Source organism: Nonomuraea sp. H19 (assembly GCF_052068215.1).
In the GTDB taxonomy this organism is placed as follows: Bacteria; Actinomycetota; Actinomycetes; order Streptosporangiales; family Streptosporangiaceae; genus Nonomuraea.
This window is the reverse complement of sequence record NZ_JBQHCV010000016.1, coordinates 242,350-257,271: the sequence shown is the minus strand read 5'-3', so window position 1 is coordinate 257,271 and position 14,922 is coordinate 242,350. Positions and strand designations below refer to the sequence as shown.

Annotated in this window: 15 protein-coding genes; 4 read left to right on the top strand and 11 right to left on the bottom strand. The window is 70.5% G+C overall.

Annotated features, from left to right (window positions below; genetic code table 11):
* Positions 1-628 precede the first annotated feature (628 nt).
* Complete coding sequence (locus ACTMTI_RS32845; RefSeq protein WP_441124526.1) at positions 629-1,012, top strand: PPOX class F420-dependent oxidoreductase; 384 nt, start codon at positions 629-631, stop codon at positions 1,010-1,012.
* Positions 1,013-1,235: 223 nt separating this feature from the next.
* Here the strand turns inward: ACTMTI_RS32845 and ACTMTI_RS32840 are convergent, their stop codons facing one another.
* Complete coding sequence (locus ACTMTI_RS32840) at positions 1,236-1,832, bottom strand: HAD family hydrolase (RefSeq protein WP_441124525.1); 597 nt, start codon at positions 1,830-1,832, stop codon at positions 1,236-1,238.
* A gap of 113 nt (positions 1,833-1,945) precedes the next feature.
* On the opposite strand from ACTMTI_RS32840, the gene ACTMTI_RS32835 reads away from it, so the two are divergent.
* Positions 1,946-3,331, top strand: a complete 1,386-nt coding sequence (locus tag ACTMTI_RS32835) for a glycosyltransferase family 39 protein (protein WP_441124524.1) — start codon at positions 1,946-1,948, stop codon at positions 3,329-3,331.
* A gap of 49 nt (positions 3,332-3,380) precedes the next feature.
* On the opposite strand, the gene tyrS is transcribed toward ACTMTI_RS32835, so the two are convergent.
* Entirely contained in the window at positions 3,381-4,646 is a 1,266-nt protein-coding gene (gene tyrS / locus ACTMTI_RS32830) for a tyrosine--tRNA ligase (RefSeq protein WP_441124523.1), read from the bottom strand.
* Between the two features lie 92 nt (positions 4,647-4,738).
* Here tyrS and ACTMTI_RS32825 point away from each other — a divergent pair, with 92 nt between their 5' ends.
* Entirely contained in the window at positions 4,739-5,140 is a 402-nt protein-coding gene (locus ACTMTI_RS32825) for a PH domain-containing protein (RefSeq protein WP_441124522.1), read from the top strand.
* On the opposite strand, the gene ACTMTI_RS32820 is transcribed toward ACTMTI_RS32825, so the two are convergent.
* The 9 genes from ACTMTI_RS32820 to argC form a co-directional block, all read right to left on the bottom strand.
* Entirely contained in the window at positions 5,080-5,835 is a 756-nt protein-coding gene (locus ACTMTI_RS32820; protein ID WP_441124521.1) for a DNA-3-methyladenine glycosylase, read from the bottom strand. The two genes, ACTMTI_RS32825 and ACTMTI_RS32820, sit on opposite strands and share 61 nt — an antisense overlap.
* A complete protein-coding gene (gene argH / locus ACTMTI_RS32815) occupies positions 5,817-7,238 on the bottom strand; it encodes an argininosuccinate lyase (RefSeq protein ID WP_441124520.1) in 1,422 nt (473 codons plus the stop codon). Before argH ends, ACTMTI_RS32820 begins: the two co-directional genes overlap by 19 nt.
* 104 nt (positions 7,239-7,342) lie before the next feature.
* On the bottom strand, positions 7,343-8,542 hold the full coding sequence (locus ACTMTI_RS32810) for an argininosuccinate synthase (RefSeq protein ID WP_441124519.1): 1,200 nt from the start codon (positions 8,540-8,542) through the stop codon (positions 7,343-7,345).
* Between the two features lie 60 nt (positions 8,543-8,602).
* Positions 8,603-9,109 (bottom strand): arginine repressor, encoded by a 507-nt coding sequence (locus ACTMTI_RS32805; RefSeq protein ID WP_441124518.1) that lies wholly within the window; start codon positions 9,107-9,109, stop codon positions 8,603-8,605.
* Positions 9,106-10,011 (bottom strand): ornithine carbamoyltransferase, encoded by a 906-nt coding sequence (argF, locus tag ACTMTI_RS32800; RefSeq protein ID WP_441124517.1) that lies wholly within the window; start codon positions 10,009-10,011, stop codon positions 9,106-9,108. The genes ACTMTI_RS32805 and argF overlap by 4 nt, the downstream gene beginning before the upstream one ends.
* A 38-nt stretch (positions 10,012-10,049) precedes the next feature.
* Positions 10,050-11,216, bottom strand: coding sequence for an acetylornithine transaminase (locus tag ACTMTI_RS32795; protein ID WP_441124516.1), 1,167 nt, complete (start codon positions 11,214-11,216; stop codon positions 10,050-10,052).
* A complete protein-coding gene (gene argB / locus ACTMTI_RS32790) occupies positions 11,216-12,088 on the bottom strand; it encodes an acetylglutamate kinase (protein ID WP_441124515.1) in 873 nt (290 codons plus the stop codon). The genes ACTMTI_RS32795 and argB overlap by 1 nt, the downstream gene beginning before the upstream one ends.
* Positions 12,085-13,236: a bifunctional glutamate N-acetyltransferase/amino-acid acetyltransferase ArgJ gene (gene argJ / locus ACTMTI_RS32785; RefSeq protein ID WP_441124514.1), complete on the bottom strand. Its 1,152-nt coding sequence runs from the start codon at positions 13,234-13,236 to the stop codon at positions 12,085-12,087. Before argJ ends, argB begins: the two co-directional genes overlap by 4 nt.
* Positions 13,233-14,255: an N-acetyl-gamma-glutamyl-phosphate reductase gene (argC, locus tag ACTMTI_RS32780; protein ID WP_441124513.1), complete on the bottom strand. Its 1,023-nt coding sequence runs from the start codon at positions 14,253-14,255 to the stop codon at positions 13,233-13,235. Before argC ends, argJ begins: the two co-directional genes overlap by 4 nt.
* Positions 14,256-14,393: 138 nt before the next feature.
* Between argC and ACTMTI_RS32775 the strand changes: the two genes are divergently transcribed.
* Positions 14,394-14,921 carry a hypothetical protein gene (locus tag ACTMTI_RS32775; RefSeq protein WP_441124512.1) on the top strand — a complete coding sequence of 176 codons (528 nt, stop codon included), beginning with the start codon at positions 14,394-14,396 and terminating at the stop codon, positions 14,919-14,921.
* The last annotated feature ends 1 nt before the right edge of the window (position 14,922 follow it).

Sequence of the window (14,922 nt, the reverse complement as noted above, 5' to 3'; positions counted from 1 at the left end):
CAATAATGACGGGGTTCATACATGTAAAAACATGCACTGGCTTTTAACACACTGTTGAGTTCTCAAGAAACGGACGCATACATCCTCGCCAGAAACTCTCGCTTCTGACCCGGAGGCGCAACTTCCGCAACGCTACCTTATCAGATCCCCAGCTTCCGTGTCAAATCCGAAGATCTCTCGAAAGCTGATCAAATCTAGCTAAGGTGGCGCACCCCGTTCTGGGGCAACCCTCTAAACTTACCGTGTCATCCAGAGCTTGTCGAATCAACCGATTTTCCGGTGATTCGGCGCGCCCAGGACAACTCGGACTCGAGCACGCCGAAGCGGCTCTGCCGAGTGGCTCGTCATTTCAAGGGGCTTGCCCTGAGGGCCCGTCCGCCTGATCGGCGTCCGGCTCACTCCCGGGGCGAAGTGAAAGATTAGGTCGCGATCCGCGACACGTCAAATCGCCAGCTCCGGGCTCGTCACGGCTTCGGTGCCGCGTCCCCGGGCCTCTCCTGCCCAGGGCCGTACCGGAGGTGGCCGGGCCGTACCGGAGATGCCTGGAGCGTCGGCCGGAACTTGGGGCCGCGCGTTTGTGGAACGGTAAGTCGGTAAGCCACCGACGGAACCCCATGGAAGAGGCCCGATGATTCCCGAGAGCCACCTGGATCTGCTGACCCGGCCGTTGTTCGCCCATCTGGCGACGATCGGACCCGACGGCGCGCCCAACGTGAACCCGGTCTGGACGATCTGGGATGGAGAGTTCTTGCGGTTCACGACCACAACCGACCGCCGCAAGTGCCGGAACGTCACAGAGAACCCGCACGTCGCGGTATCGATCAACGATCCGGACCAGCCGTACCGCTATCTGGAGATCCGTGGCGTGGTCGAGCGGCTGGAGCCCGATCCGTCGGGTGACTTTTTCGACGTGCTGGCCAAGCGTTACGGCCTGGAGTACGAGCGGCCGGTCGGCGACGCCGAGCGGCGGGTCCTGATCGTGGTGAAGCCGACGCGTACCACGCGTCAATGATACGGAGGTGAGCCGGCGCGCGGCGCGGGGCTCGCGGTGATCAGGTACGACTGCAGAACCCGCGCGACACGCCACGCGCGCGCCCGGTCCGGGCACGGCGGGTCGACAGGTGGCGCGCAGGTGGGCGTGCGACCACCGCGTGATACCGCGTGACCACCCACGTGACCACCGCGTGACCACGAGGACGTCGCCCTGGCCTCCGTGCTGGTGGTCAGCGGCACGGTCAACGGCCGAGCGTGACCGTTCGCGAGAGAGCACGCACCTGCTGCGCCGACTCGAACACCTGGGCCGCCATCCCCGCTTCCCGCGCCGCGACGACGTTCGCCTCGTTGTCGTCGAAGAACAGGATGTCCTGCGGCCTCACCCCGACGTTCTCCGCACAGATCTCGTACGCCCGCCGCGACGGCTTGGCCACCCCGATCCGGCACGAGAACGTCAACGCCGCGAACCGGCCCAGCCAGTCTCCGTGCCCGGACTCCCAGACCGGTACCAGGTCCTCGATGATGTTCGAGAGCAGGCCCAGCCGATGCCCCTGATCGGCCAGTTCGTGCACCACCGCCACCATGTCGGCGTCCACCTGGCACCAGCTGTCCAGATCGGCCGCGATGAGCGCGGGCACGTCCGCGAAGCGCGTCCCCAGCCGATCCGCCACCGCGCCCCAGTACGCGGCGCTGTCCTGACCCGCGTCATAGGCGGGCCGGCAGGCCCAGTACGCCTCCCAGAACCGCTCCCCGGCCACCCCCGCCAGGTCGACGATCTGCTGCCGCGCCTCGGGAGACTGGGTGCGGGCGATCACCCCATAGAGGTCAAAAACGATCACGTTCGCCATATCCCTGACCCTACGGCGCGTATCCTGCCCCGGTGACCACTGTCGCCACACTAGCTCCCCCAGCCCGCCCGGCCGCACGTCTCCGCACCTCAACCCCGTGGTGGATGGCGTTGCTCGCCGGGGGCGCGGCCTTCTCCGGAACGGGCTCGGCCACCTTGAACGGCGACGAGCTGGCCACCATCAGCGCCGCCTCCCGGTCGCTGTCAGGGATGTGGGAGCTGGCGCAGCACATAGACGGCCACTTCCTGCCGTACTACCTGTTCATGCACTTCTGGGCGCAGGCAGGCACGGCGGAGCTGTGGCTGCGGCTGCCGTCGGCCGTGGCGATCGGCGTGGCGGCCTGGTTCCTCGCGGACCTGGGCCGGCGGCTGCACTCCACGCGGGCCGGCGTGATCGCGGCCGCGATCTTCGCGATTCTGCCCTCGGTGTCCTACTTCGGCGCTTTCGCCAGGCCGTACGCCTTCGCCGCCGCAGCCGTCGTGTTCTCCTTCTGGACACTGCACCGGGCCCTCGAGCATCCCGCCGGCAGGCGGTGGGTGATCTACGGGGTGGCGGTCGCGCTGGTGTGCTCCACACATCTGTTCGCGGTGCTCGTCCTGCCCGCCCACCTGGCGCTGGCCCGCCGGGCGGCGCTGCTCCCGATGCTCGCGGCGCTGACGGCCGGCTGCGTGCCCGCCGCCGTGCTCGGCCTGATCGGGTACGGCGAGCGGCACGCGATCAGCTGGATCCCGCAGCGCGGGCCGGAGGTGTGGCTCAAATTCCCCAAGATGGCCGCGGGGACGGCCGGGTTCGGGCTGCTGCTGTTCACGATGGCCCTGGCCGGGGCGGCGCTGCTGTGGACGGCGCGCCGCGGACCCGCCCAGGCCGGCAGGCCGTGGGCCTTCGCGCTGGCCGGATGGCTGATCCTGCCGCCGCTGCTGCTCCTCGCGGTGTCGCAGCTCGTGACGCCGGTCTATGTGGATCGCTACCTGTTCGTCACCGCGCCTGCCCTGGCGCTGCTCGCGGGCCTGGCCGTGGCGGCGCTTCCCCGATTCCACGTCGTGGCGGGGGTGGCGGTCTTGGTGCTCGGGTGCGTGCTGTCGTTCCAGGATCATGTGGACGTACGCGACGAGAACGGGCGGTTCGAGAACATTCCCTGGGCGCTACGCGTGATCAAGGCCGAGCCCGAGGACGCGATCGTCTACGGGCAGAGCCAGTTGCGTACGGGATTCGAGTACTACGCGGACTCCTTGATGCCCGTCGATGTGCTCAAGGCCGGCGACGCGCCCTCGCCCGACGGCTTCGGCTATCCCGAGCGGTCCGATGTCTCGGCGGCGCTGGAGGGGCTGCAGCGGGTGTGGGTGGTCTGGCGCGGAACCAAGGCGTCGGGGCTGGAAGGAGACGGCATCGCGCGGGTCGGGGAGGTGCAGCGGGCGGGATTCGAGCTCAGCGTGGCCAAGCACTCCGCCGACCTGCCGGGGCTGACGGTGGCGCTGTTCACTCGCCGGTGAACCGGCGGCGGGCCTTTCCGCCGCCGGAAAGGCCCGCCTTCGCGAAGGGTCAGCCGACCTCGACGCCGCCGATCGACTTCTTGCCGCGCCGCAGCACCATGAAGCGCCCCTGCAGCAGGTCATCGGCGGTCGGCACGTACGCCTCGTCGGTGATCTTGACGTTGTTGAGGTACGCCCCGCCCTCCTTCACCGCACGCCGGGCCGCCGACTTCGACTCCACCAGGCCGCTGTCGGCCATCAGGTCCACGAGCGGCACCCCGAGTGCCGGGATCGCGGCCTTGGGCACCTCGGCCAGCGCCGCCTCCAGGGTGGCCGCCGACAGCTCGGTCAGGGAGCCCTGCCCGAACAGGGCCTTGGAGGCGGCCACCGCCGCGGCCAGCTCGTCGGCCCCGTGCACCAGCGTCGTCAGGTCCTCGGCCAGCGCGCGCTGCGCCTCGCGGGCGAACGGGCGGTCGGCGACGGCCTTCTCCAGCTCGTCGATCTCCTCGCGGGAGCGGAACGTGAAGACCTTCAGGAAGCGGATCACGTCCCGGTCGTCGGCGTTGAGCCAGTATTGGTAGAACGCGTAGGGCGAGGTCAGCGCCGGGTCGAGCCACACGGCCCCGCCCGCGGTCTTGCCGAACTTGGTGCCGTCGGCCTTGGTGATCAGCTTGCCGGTCAGCGCGTGGACGTGGGCGCCCTCGACACGCCTGATCAGGTCGACGCCGGCGGTGATGTTGCCCCACTGGTCGCTGCCGCCGACCTGGAGCACGCAGTCGTGCCGCCTGAACAGCTCCAGGTAGTCGTTGGCCTGCAGGATCTGGTAGCTGAACTCGGTGTAGCTGAGCCCTTCGCCGCCGAGCCTGGCCGAGACGGACTCGCGGGCCAGCATGCGGTTGACGGGGAAGTGCTTGCCGACGTCGCGCAGGAAGTCGATGGCCGACAGCTCGGCGGTCCAGTCGAGGTTGCTGACGAGCGTGGCGGCGTTCGGCCCCGGCTCGAACGCCAGGAACTTCTCCACCTGGACCCGGATGCGCGACACCCACTCGGCCACGACCTCGGCGGTGTTGAGCACGCGCTCGGTGCTGCGGCCGCTGGGGTCGCCGATCAGGCCGGTCGCGCCGCCGACCAGGCCGATGGGCTTGTGCCCGGCCCGCTGGAAGCGGGTGAGGATGAGCAGCGTGGCCAGGTTGCCGACATGCAGCGAGGGCGCGGTGGGATCGAAGCCGGCATAGACCGTGATCGGACCTTTCGACAGCGCCTCACGCAGGGCGTCGATGTCGGTGGTCTGCGCGAGGACGTCGCGCCATTCGAGCTCATCGAGAATGTCGGTCACGGTGCCGGCTTTCCATTAGACGGTTACGGGTCGAATGATTACAGCGTGCCCGATCGCCCGGGTCGCCCGCCACTTGGATACGCTCTGTCTCCATGTGGAGGGTCCGTCGCGAGCTGGCCGTTTTCAAGATCTTAGGGGCTCTGGCGTGCGCCGGGCTCGCCCTCTACTGGTGGATCGAGGGCGACGTCGGGGGCATGATCATCGCCGTTCCCGCCGCCGTCCTGGTGGGCGCGATGGGGCTGCGCGATCTGATCGTTCCCGTGCGGCTGGCGGCCGACGAGAGCGGGATCACCGTGGTGCACGGGTTCGCGGGCAAGCGGCACGTGCCCTGGGAGGCGATCTGGGACATCAAGGTCGACGTCCGCAGGAGGTGGGGGCTCCGCAGCGAGATGCTGGAGATCGACACCGGCGACTACCTGCACATCTTCAGCCCTCACGAGCTGGGCACCTCACCCACGGAGGTGGCCGCGGCGCTGCGGCGGCGCGGCACGTGAGCCCGGTACGGGGACACGGTCGGGTCCCCGTCGATCCAGAACCGCCACGGAGTGTCCTTGGCCGTCGAGATGCCGGTGCGGGGGCCTGACCTGATCAGTGCGGGGTCCGCCGCCCGGCCCTCCAGCATGGTGGCCGATCCGTGGGGCCGGCCCGTCAGGCGCGGCCCGCCCCCGTCCAAGGCGATCGCGTCCGGTGCGCCGTCCCAGATCGCGTCGAGGCCGTTGTGCTCGCGTCCCAGGCCGAGGGCGACCGCGAGCCTGGCCGGGCCGCGGGCGAGATCCCGGTCGGGGACGGGTTTGCGACCGGCGGCGCCCTGACCGCCGTCGCGCCTGCGGCGGGCCTCGTCCAGGCCCGCCACCACCTCGCCCGCCCGCAGCAGCACGGCCGAGCCGAAGCCGTCGGGCAGGCACACCAGGTTCGCGCAGAAGTGCATGCCGTAGGTGAAGTACACGTACAGGTGCCCGGGCGGGCCGAACATGACCGCGTTGCGCGGCGTCTTGCCCCGGTAGGTGTGCGCCGCGGGGTCCTCGCCCGGGCCGCCGTACGCCTCGACCTCGGTCAGGCGCACGGCGACGGTGCCGTCGGCGCTGCCGTGCACGAGCACGCGCCCGAGCAGGTCGGGCGCCACCTCGTGCGACGGCCGGTCGAAGAAACTCCGCGGCAGCGCGGCGGAGCTCAGCTGCCCGCCGCCCATGCCGCCTGCGCGTCGACCGCCTCGCGGAGGGCGATGAGCTGGTCGCGTACGCGGTCGGGCGCGGTGCCGCCGTGGGCCTTGCGCGCGGCCAGGGCGCCGGGCACGTTGAGCACGTCACGCACGTCGGGCGTCAGGTGCGGCGACACCTTGGCCAGCTCGTCGTCGGTCAGCTCGCCGAGATCCTTGTCGTTGACCTGGCACCACACCACCAGGTGGCCGACCGCCTCGTGGGCGTCGCGGAACGGCACGCCGCGCCGCACCAGCAGCTCGGCCAGGTCGGTGGCGAGCGCGAACCCGTCGGGGGCCGAGGCCTCCATGCGGGCGGTGTTGACCCGCATGGTCGCGACGAGGCCGGCCATCGCGGGCAGGACCAGCAGCAGCGTGTCGACCGAGTCGAACACCGGCTCCTTGTCCTCCTGCAGGTCGCGGTTGTAGGTCAGCGGCAGGCCCTTGAGCGTGGTCAGCATCGACATCAGGTTGCCGATGAGCCGGCCTGACTTGCCGCGGGCCAGCTCGGCCACGTCGGGGTTCTTCTTCTGCGGCATGATCGACGAGCCGGTGGAGTAGGCGTCGTCCATCTCGATCCAGCGGAACTCCTGCGAGGCCCACAGGACGATCTCCTCGCCGAGCCGCGACAGGTGCACGCCGATCATGGCCGCGTCGAACAGGAACTCGGCGGCGAAGTCGCGGTCGGCGACGGCGTCCATCGAGTTGGGCGCGGCGGCCGAGAACCCGAGTTCCTGGGCCACCGCCTGCGGGTCGAGCGGCAGCGACGAGCCCGCCAGCGCGCCGGCGCCGAGCGGGGAGATCGCGGCGCGCTTGTCCCAGTCGGTCAGCCGGTCGATGTCGCGGGCGAAGGCGTGCACGTGCGCCAGCAGCTGGTGGCCGAACGACACCGGCTGCGCGTGCTGCAGGTGCGTCATGCCGGGCGCGGCCGTCTCGGCGTGCTGCTCTGCCTGGGCCATCAGCGCCGTCTCCAGCTCGACCAGGCGGGAGACGATCGCGCGGGCGTGGTCGCGGAGGTAGAGGCGCAGGTCGGTGGCGATCTGGTCGTTGCGGCTGCGTCCGGCGCGCAGCTTGCCGCCGAGCGAGCCGAGCCGCTCCAGCAGGCCGCGCTCCAGCGCGGTGTGCACGTCCTCGTCGGCGACCGTCGGCCGGAACTCGCCCTCCTTGCAGGCGCGCTCCAGGTCGTCGAGCGCGCCGATCATGCGCTCGAGCTCCTCGTCGCTCAGCAGCCCCGCTCTGTGCAGCACGCGGGCGTGCGCCCTGGACGCGGCCAGGTCGTACGGCACCAGCCGCCAGTCGAAGTGCACACTCACCGACAGCCGGGTCAGCGCGTCGGCCGGTCCGCCTTCGAAGCGCGCGCCCCACAGCCGCATCGGCTTGCCATCACTCACCGTCATCTCCTCCGTTACTGTACTGATGCTCGCGCCCGCTTCGGTGCTCGCCGGCATCGTGCTTCGTTCTCTCCCCGAGCTCCTGTGCTCGGGCGCGACCATAGTGCAAGTCAGCCCTTCTTGCTGTCCCGCGCGGCCGCGATCTTGGCCGGGAGTGAGAAGAGCTGGACGAAGCCCTTGGCGAGGGACTGGTCGAAGGTGTCGCCGGTGTCGTACGTGGCCAGCGAGAAGTCGTACAGGGACTCCTCCGAGCGGCGGCCGGTGACGGTGGCCTTGCCGCCGTGCAGCGTCATGCGGATGTCGCCGGAGACGTGCTTCTGCGCCTCGGCGATGAGCGCGTCGAGTGCTCCCTTGAGCGGCGAGAACCACAGGCCGTCGTAGACGAGCTCGCTCCACCGCTGGTCCACGCCGCGCTTGAAGCGGGCCAGGTCGCGCTCGACGGTGACGTTCTCCAGCTCCATGTGGGCGGCGATGAGCGCGATCGCGCCCGGCGCCTCGTACACCTCACGGGACTTGATCCCGACGAGCCGGTCCTCGACCATGTCGATGCGGCCGACGCCCTGGATGCCCGCGCGCCGGTTGAGCTCGTCGATGATCTCGTACGCCGTGAGCTCCCGCCCGTCGATCTTGACCGGCACGCCCTGGTCGAAGGTGATGACGATCTCGTCGGCGTCGCGCGGCTTGGCCGGGTCGGAGGTGTAGGAGTAGACCTCCTCGGTGGGGCCGTTCCAGATGTCCTCGAGGAAGCCGGTCTCGACGGCGCGGCCCCAGAGGTTCTGGTCGATGGAGAACGGGTTCTTCTTCGACGTCTCGATGGGCAGGCCCTTGGCCTCGGCGTACTCGATGGCCTTGTCGCGGGTCCAGGCGAAGTCGCGGGCGGGCGCGACGACCCTGAGATCGGGGGCGAGCGCGGCCAGGCCGGCCTCGAAGCGGACCTGGTCGTTGCCCTTGCCGGTGCAGCCGTGGGAGACGATCGTGCCGCCGAACTGCTTGGCCGCCGACACCAGATGCTTGACGATGAGCGGGCGCGACAGCGCGGAAACGAGCGGGTAACGGTCCATGTAGAGGGCGTTGGCCTGCAGCGCGGGCACGCAGAAGTCGGCGGCGAACTCCTCCTTGGCGTCCACGACGACCGACTCGACGGCGCCGCAGTCCATGGCGCGCTTCTGGATGACCTCCATGTCCTCGCCGTCCTGGCCGAGGTCCACGGCGACGCAGATGACCTCGGCGTCCATCTTCTCGGCGAGGTAGGGGATGGCGACGGAGGTGTCGAGACCACCCGAATAAGCGAGAACCACTCTTTCCGACATAACTATTTCTCCGGTCTTCAGGACTGTCATTCAGTGCGGGAAAGCCCACCCGGTGGTGGGCTAACCACGCCGCACCGCCACTCTGAGCAGCGCGTCCGCGACGGCCTGTCCACCCGCGGGGTCGCGGCTGATGACGAGGATGGTGTCGTCGCCCGCCACGGTGCCGAGAATCGACTCCCAGTCGGCATGGTCGATGGCGGAGGCCAGGAACTGGGCGGCGCCCGGCGGAGTACGCACGATGACCAAGTTGGCCGACGCCTCGGCCCCGACCAGCAGCTCCTCCGCGATGCGGTGCAGCCGCGCGTCCGGGGACTCGCCGGTGCCCAGCCGGGCGAGCGGGATGCGGCCGCCGCCCTCGCCGGGCAGCGCGTACACCAGCGAGCCGTCGTCGGCCCGCAGCTTGAGCGCGCCGAGCTCGTCGAGGTCGCGCGAGAGCGTGGCCTGGGTGACCTCGAGGCCGCTGTCGGCGAGCAGCTTGGCCAGCTCCGGCTGGGAGCGCACGGCCTTCCGCCGCAGCAGATCTGTGATCTTCTGCTGCCTCGCCGCCTTGGTCATCGGGATGGTCATCGGCGGGTCACCAGCCAGTGCAGCAGTGCCTTCTGAGCATGGAGCCGGTTCTCCGCCTGGTCCCAAACCACGCTGCGCGGCCCTTCGAGCACCTCCTCGCTGATCTCGTAGCCGCGGTAGGCGGGCAGGCAGTGCAGCACGATCGCGTCCGGCGCGGCGTGCTCCAGCAGCTCGGAGTTGACCTGGTACGGCGAGAGCGCGGCCACCCGCTGCTCCTTGCCGTCCTGGCCCATCGACACCCACGTGTCGGTGGCGATCACGTGCGCGCCCTGGACGGCGGCGGCGGGGTCGGACATGGCGACCACCGAGCCGCCGGTCTTGGCGGCGATGGCGGCGGCCCGGTGGAGGATGACCGTGTCGGGCTGGTAGCCGGCCGGGGCCGCGATCCGCACGTGCAGGCCCGCGGTGGCGCCGCCGAGCAGGTAGGAGTGGGCCATGTTGTTGGCGCCGTCTCCGAGGTAGGTCAGCGTGAGCCCGGCGGTCCTGCCGAGGCGCTCCTGGATGGTCTGCAGGTCGGCGAGGATCTGGCAGGGGTGGTAGTCGTCGGTGAGCGCGTTGACGACCGGCACACGGGAGTGGGCGGCCATCTCGTCGATGAGCTCCTGGCCGCTGGTGCGCCACACGATGGCGGCGACCTGGCGGTCGAGCACCCTGGCAAGGTCGCGGGGCGGCTCGCCGCGGCCCATCAGCGCCGAGACGTTGTCCACGACCAGCGGCAGGCCGCCCAGCTCGCCGATGCCGGTGTGGAAGGACACGCGGGTGCGCGCCGACGGCTTGTCGAACAGCACCGCGACGGTCTGCGGACCCTCGAACGGGCGGAAACCGTACCGGTCCTTCTTCATCGCCGCGGCGAGATCGAGGACCTCCGCCTGCTCGGCGGGCGAGAGGTCATCGTCCTTCAAAAAGTGTCTGATGTGCGGCGAGTCCGCGCCATATCTGGTCACTTGGCAGCCTCCGTCAGGATCGAGGGGAACGCGGCGACGAAGGCGTCCACCTCGCCGGCCGTCACGACGAGCGGCGGCGCGAGGCGTACCGCGTCGGGCTGGAGGGCGTTCACCAGGAAGCCCGCCTTCGCGGCGGCCTGCTGCACCTGCGCCGAGTGCGGTTCGCTGAGCACCGCTCCCAGCCACAGGCCGCGGCCGCGGACGCCCTTGAGCAGCGGGTGGCTGATCGACTCCAGCCCATCGCGCAACCGGGCGGAGACGGTCTTGACGTGGTCGAGGTCCACGGTGTCGAGCACGGCCAGCGCCGCGGCGCAGGACACCGGGTTGCCGCCGAACGTCGAGCCGTGGTCGCCCTTCTCGAACAGCTTGCCCGCGTCGCCGAACCCGATGCAGGCGCCGATCGGCAGCCCGCCGCCCAGGCCCTTGGCCAGGGTCAGGATGTCGGGCGTGACGCCGTCGGCCTGGTGAGCGAACCAGTGCCCGGTACGCCCGATCGCCGACTGGATCTCGTCGGCCACCAGCAGCGCGCCGGTCGAGTCGCAGATCTCGCGGGCGGTCTCGAAATAGCCGTCCGGCGGCGGGACCACGCCGGCCTCGCCCTGCGTGGGCTCCAGGAAGAGCGCGATGCAGTCGCCGGTCACGGCCTCCTTGAGCGCGTCCGCGTCGCCGTAGGGGACGAAGCGGACCTCGACCGGGAACGGGCCGAACTGGTCGCGGATCGCCTTCTTGCCGGTCAGGGACAGAGCGCCGATCGTCCGGCCGTGGAAGCCGTTCTCCGCGGCGACGAAGTAGGAGCGGCCCTCGCGGCGGCCGTACTTGAGGGCCAGCTTGTAGGCGGCCTCGTTGGCCTCGGTGCCGGAGTTGGCGAAGAAGACCCTGGCGGGGGCGTTCAGCAGGGTGATGAGGCGCTCGGCGAGCAGCACCTCGGGCTCGTGCAGGAACAGGTTGCTGGTGTGCGCGATGGTGGCCACCTGCTTGGAGACGGCCTCGACCAGGGCGGGGTGGGCGTGGCCGAGCGAGCTGGTCGCGATGCCGCCGATGAAGTCGAGGTATTCCTTGCCGTCCACGTCCCACACGCGGGTGCCCTCGCCGCGTGTCAGGGCGACCGGGGGGACGCCGTAGTTGGGCATGAACGCCTTTTCGAACCTCTCGTAAAGGTTCATCAGGGCATCACCATCGTTCCGATTCCTTCGTTGGTGAAGATCTCTAGCAACATGGAGTGCGAGACGCGCCCGTCCAGGACGTGGGCGTGGGGAACGCCGCCCTGGACTGCGTTCAGGCAGGCCTCCATCTTCGGGACCATGCCGCTGGACAGGGTGGGCATCAGCGTCTCGAGCTCGTCGGCGGTGAGCATGTCGATCACGTCGGTGTCGTCGGGCCAGTTGGCGTACAGGCCCTCGACGTCGGTGAGCACGATCAGCTTCTCCGCCTGGAGCGCCACGGCCAGCGCGGCGGCCGCGGTGTCGGCGTTGACGTTGTAGATCTCGCCGTCGTCTCCCCTGGCGACGCTGGAGATGACGGGGATGCGGCCGTCCTGGATCAGGGCCCGCACCGCGCCGGGTTCGACCTTGATGATCTCGCCGACCTGGCCGATGTCCACGGGCTCGCCGTCCACGAGGGCGTGCTTGCGTACCGCGGTGAACAGGTGGGCGTCCTCGCCTGACATGCCGACCGCGAACGGGCCGTGCCGGTTGACCAGGCCGACGATGTCGCGGTTGACCTGGCCGACCAGGACCATCCTGACGACCTGCATGGCCTCCGGCGTGGTGACCCGCAGCCCGGCGGTGAACGTGGACTCGATGCCCAGCTTGTCCAGCGCGCTGCTGATCTGGGGGCCGCCGCCGTGCACGACGACCGGGCGCAGGCCGGCGTGGTGCAGGAAGACGACGTCCTCGGCGAAGCCCGCCTTGAGCGCCTCGTCGGTCATGGCGTTGCCGCCGTACTTGATGACGACGGTGGCGCCGTGGAAGCGGGTCAGCCAGGGCAGCGCCTCGATCAGGGCCTCGGCCTTGGTCTGCGCGGTGGTGACCCTCATGAGGAGTACGCCGAGTTCTCGTGGACGTAGTCGGCCGTCAGGTCCGTGGTGTGGACGGTGGCGGTGTGCGGTCCCGCGGACAGGTCGATGGTGATCGTCACGTCCCTGGGGCGCATGTCGACCTTGGAGCGGTCGTCGCCGACGGCGCCGCCGCGGCAGATCCAGATGCCGTTGATGGCCACGTTGAGCCGGTCGGGCTCGAAGACGGCGTCGGTGGTGCCGACGGCGGACAGGACGCGGCCCCAGTTGGGGTCCTCGCCGTGGATGGCGCACTTGAGCAGGTTGGAGCGGGCGACCGAGCGGCCGACCTTGACGGCGTCGTCCTCGGAGGCGGCGCCGACGACCTCGATGGCGATGGCCTTGGAGGCGCCCTCGGCGTCCACCAGGAGCTGTCTGGCCAGGTCGGCGCAGACCTCGGTGACCTTCTGCTCGAACTCGGCGAGGTCCGGCTTGACGCCGGAGGCCCCGCTGGCCAGCAGGAGCACGGTGTCGTTGGTGGACATGCAGCCGTCGGCGTCGAGCCGGTCGAACGTCATGGAGGTGGCCTTGCGCAGCGTGGCGTCGAGCTCCTCGCTGGTCAGGTCGGCGTCGGTGGTGATCACGCAGAGCATGGTCGCCAGCGCGGGGGCGAGCATGCCCGCGCCCTTGGCCATGCCGCCCACCATGTAGCCGCCGGCCCTCTTGAAGGAGATCTTGGAGACGGTGTCGGTGGTGCGGATGGCGTCGGCCGCGGCCAGGCCGCCGTCGCGGGAGAGCTGGGCGGCGGCGCTGTCGACGCCGGACAGCAGCGCGTCCATCGGCAGCCGCTCCCCGATCAGGCCGGTCGAGCAGACCGCGACCTCGCCCGCCGAGTCCTGGAGCACGTCGGCGACCTTCTCGGCGGTGGCGTGGGTGTCCTGGAAGCCCTCGGGGCCGGTGCAGGCGTTGGCGCCGCCGGAGTTGAGCACCACGGCGCGCAGCCGGCCGCCCGCCAGGACCTGCTGCGACCACAGCACGGGGGCGGCCTTGACGCGGTTGGCGGTGAACACGCCGGCGGCGGCGCGGCTGGGTCCGTCGTTGACGACGAGGGCCAGATCGCGGGCGCCGCCGGATTTGATCCCGGCGGCAATGCCCGCGGCTCTGAAACCAAGTGGCGCGGTTACGCTCAAGGTGCGACTCCTGTCAGGGGAAGGCCGAGCTCTTCCGGCAGGCCGAGGGCGAGGTTGACGCTCTGGATGGCGCCTCCGGCCGTGCCCTTGGTGAGGTTGTCGATGGCGATGACGGCGATCACGCGGCCCGCGCGCGCGTCGAGCGTCACCTGCAGGGCGGCGGTGTTGGCCCCGTAGGTCATGGAGGTGGCCGGCCAGACGCCCTCGGGCAGGAGCTTGACGAACGGCTCGTCCTTCAGCGCGACCTCGTAGGCCGTCCTGAGCGACTCCTTGGTGACGCCCGGCGCGGCGGGGGCGGAGCAGGTGGCGAGGATGCCGCGGCTCATGGGGGCCAGCGTCGGCGTGAACGACACCCGTACGGGCGTGCCGGCGACGGCCGACAGGCCCTGCTCCATCTCGGGGGTGTGCCGGTGCACGCCGCCCACGCCGTACGCGCTGACCGAGCCCATGACCTCGCTGCCGAGCAGGCTGGGCTTGAGCGACCTGCCGGCGCCGCTGGTGCCGCTGGCGGCCACCACGACCACGTCGGGCCCGGCCAGCCCGGCGGCGAACGCCGGTGACAGGGCGAGCAGCACGGAGGTCGGGTAGCAGCCGGGGACCGCGATGCGGGTGGCCTCGCGCAGCACCTCACGCTGCCCTGGCAGCTCGGGCAGGCCGTAGGGCCAGGTGCCGGCGTGCTCGCCGCCGTAGAACTCCTGCCAGGCGGCCGGGTCGGCGAGCCGGTGGTCGGCGCCGCAGTCGACCACGATCGTCTCCTCGCCGAGCTGCGCGGCGACGGCGGCCGAGTGGCCGTGCGGCAGGGCCAGGAAGACGACGTCGTGACCGGCGAGCGCGGCGGCGGTGGTGTCCTGGATGACGCGGTCGGCCAGCTGCGGCAGGTGGGGCTGGTGGGCGCCGAGCCGGCTGCCCGCGCTGGAGGCGGCGGTGAGCGCGCCTATCTCGAACTCGGGGTGGCCGAGCAGGAGGCGGAGCAGCTCCCCGCCCGCGTAGCCGCTGGCTCCCGCGATCGCTGCCCTCATTAAGCCCTCCTGCATATTCATGCGTCACCACTCATGACCTTGCTTGTGAAGATGATGCACTCCAGAGGATGAATATGCAAGCCGGGCCTTTCAGTCGGCTACAGGTGAACCTCAAGTCGAGTCCAGAATGATGAGCCTATGAGCGATTTCTTGCCCGATGTGCAGTTCGTCACGCCTGCGGGAAGAGACCCGGGACGGTTCGGCAAGATCGTCCTCGTGCTGCTGTGGCTCGGGGTCTGCGTGATGCCGATGGTGTTCGCGGTCCAGGATCTGCAGCTCGCCACGGGGCGGATCGGCACGCCGGGGACGCTGCGGGTGGCCTCGTGCGAGGCGCTGGGCGAGGGCCGCTATGACTGCAAGGGAACCTTCACCCCGGACTCGGGCGGCGCCTCGGTGCCGGTGGACGCCTCGCCGGACTCGGCGGCGGGCGAGGTGATGCAGGCCCAGCTCACGCCGGAGGGCGACCGCGCGGTCCCGGCCGGGACCATGGGCGTCCTGGCGGCGCTGGCGCTGCCGGCGCTCGGGTTCGGCGGGCTGGGGTTCCTGCCCTACGTGATCATGTACTGGGCGGGCGCGCGCAGGGGCCGCCGGGCCGCCGTGATCGGAGGATTCCTGGTCACGACGGCCGGCTTCATGGGGATGCTGGTCGGGCTGGTAGCGGCCTAGT